The organism is Skermanella sp. (assembly GCF_059503625.1).
In genome coordinates this window covers 1-2,356 of the sequence record NZ_JCACHA010000445.1, presented here as the reverse complement: position 1 = coordinate 2,356, position 2,356 = coordinate 1, and the positions used below count along the sequence as shown (strand labels likewise).

1 protein-coding gene and 1 pseudogene are annotated in these 2,356 nt (G+C 63.3%); both read left to right on the top strand.

Annotation, left to right across the window (positions count from 1 at the left end; translation table 11 throughout):
• A pseudogene (locus tag AC5JJ6_RS09750) lies at positions 1-533 on the top strand (RNA degradosome polyphosphate kinase); the annotation flags it as partial.
• A 45-nt stretch (positions 534-578) separates the two neighbouring features.
• Positions 579-2,087: a Ppx/GppA phosphatase family protein gene (locus tag AC5JJ6_RS09745; RefSeq protein ID WP_496041852.1), complete on the top strand. Its 1,509-nt coding sequence runs from the start codon at positions 579-581 to the stop codon at positions 2,085-2,087.
• The last annotated feature ends 269 nt before the right edge of the window (positions 2,088-2,356 follow it).

Below are 2,356 nucleotides of genomic sequence, written 5' to 3'. Positions count from 1 at the left end.
GGCTCAAGCTGAACTCGCTTGTCGATCCGCAGCTGATCGACAAGCTTTACAAGGCATCCTGCCACGGCGTCCGGATCGACATGATCATCCGGGGCATCTGCTGCCTGCGTCCCGGCGTGCCGGGATTGTCGGACAATATCCGGGTCAAGAGCATCGTCGGCCGTTTCCTTGAACACGGACGCGTTATCTGTTTCGGCAACGGGCACAGCTTGCCGTCGCCCGAAGCGAAGGTCTATATCTCCTCCGCCGACTGGATGCCGAGGAACCTCGACCGCCGGATCGAAACCCTGGTGCCGATCGAGAACCCGACCGTCCACCAGCAAATCCTCGACCAGATCATGGTCGCCAACCTCAAGGACGAGGCGCAAAGCTGGTATCTGGCATCCGACGGCGTCTATCACCGTGCGGTGCGCGACAAGGACGCCTTCAGCGCCCACACCTATTTCATGACCAATCCGAGCCTGTCCGGGCGCGGCAGTGCTACGGCCGGGGCACGAATTCCGCCCAGGCTCGTCCTGCAACAATCCCGGTAACGGTTATTCGAAGCAACACGACAAAGGCCCGGTGAGCGCTTCATCATGACCTTAACTCTTCAACGGCGTTCGTCGATCGAGGGCCGCGCGACCAGCAGGGTCGCCGTCATCGATATCGGCTCCAACTCGATTCGCCTGGTTGTCTACGACGAACTGAACCGATCGCCGGTGCCTCTGTTCAACGAGAAGATCATGTGCGGCCTTGGCCGCACGGTGGAAAAGACCGGCCGGCTGAATCCGGAAGGCGTCACCCTGGCGCTCGACAACATCGAGCGCTTCTCCCGCCTGATCGACGGCATGGATGTCGGGCAGGTGGAGGTGCTGGCGACCGCCGCCGTCCGCGATGCTTCAGACGGTGCGGCCTTCGTCTCGGCCATCGAGCAGCGAACCGGCCTGATCGTCCGCACCATCGCGGGCGAGGAGGAAGCACGCTTGTCCGCCCTCGGCGTCCTCTCCGGCACGCCGGGCGCCGACGGCCTGATGGGCGACCTCGGCGGCGGCAGCCTGGAACTGGTCGGTCTCGACCGCGGCGTCATCGGCCCGCAGGTGACCATGCCGCTCGGTCCGCTCCGATTGCTCGAGTCCTGCGGCGGCAAGGTATCCAACGCCAACCGCATCATAGATCAGCACCTGGAAGCCCTGCCATGGCTGTCCGGCCATAAGGACCGCCCGTTCTATCCCGTCGGCGGAAGCTGGCGCGCTCTTGCCAAGTTGCACATGGAGCAGGTCGGCCATCCCCTGCACATCATCCACCACTACTGCGTACCCGGCGCGCAGATGCGCGATTTCGCCGGCGTGATCGCCCGGCAAAGCCGGTCGTCGCTCGACAAGATGTCCAGCGTCTCGCGACGTCGTTCCGATACGCTCCCCTTCGCGGCCTTGGCGATGGAGCGGCTATTGCGCTACGTCCAGCCATCGACCGTCGTGTTCTCCGCCCATGGCCTGCGCGAAGGGCTGCTGTTCGATATGCTCAGCCCGGAAATTCAGCGCCAGGACCCGCTGGTCAGTTCCTGCGCCTCGCTCGCCAAGCGGATCGGCCGGTTCGCCCAGGGCGAGATCATGGCGGGCTGGACCGCCTCCCTCTTCGCCGGGGAAGACGAATCAGCCGGCCGGCTGCGCCGCGCCGCCTGCCTGCTCAGCGACCTCGGCTGGTCCGAGCACCCCGACTACCGGGCGGAACATGCCTATCTCCGCGTCCTGCGCATACCCTTCGCCGGCATCGACCACGACGAGCGCGCTTTCCTGGCGCTGACGCTCTACATCCGCTACGGCGGCCGGATGGAAGATCCCCCCGTCGCCATGGCCCGCAGCCTGCTCGACAGCGCCAAGGCGGCCAAGGCGAACATCCTGGGTCTGGCCATGCGTCTGGGCCAGACGTTGACCGGCGGCGTGGTGACGCTGCTTCAGCGGACCGCCCTGAGCCTGGACGAGGAAACGCTGTACCTGATCCTGCCGGAGGACGCCCGGGCCCTGATCGGCGACACCGTCCAGCGCCGCCTCGACTCAGTCGCCAAGAGCCTCAACCGGCGCGGCGCCATCGTGTCGAGGTCGTAGGAAAGTGGATGTGTTAACTGTATTCAACAAGCTATCGTTCAGTAACGATATTTTTAAATAAAATATCGTCATGCCAAGACTTGATCTTGGCATCTCCCAGCGTCAATTCCGTGCCGAAATCAACGTTCTAGTGTGGTTCCGAAGCCGGAATGAATCATTACGCTTGGAGATGCCAAGATCAGTTCTTGGCATGACGTTTGGGGCATGATGAATAATACCAAGGGCCGAAGAAGTTGACTGGTGAAGACGCTGCTGCCGTAGGTCGGTCT

Bases quoted from the DNA above. Each gene is read 5' to 3' on its own strand.
- AC5JJ6_RS09745 (WP_496041852.1), top strand. From the start codon at position 579: ATGACCTTAACTCTTCAACGGCGTTCGTCGATCGAGGGCCGCGCGACC.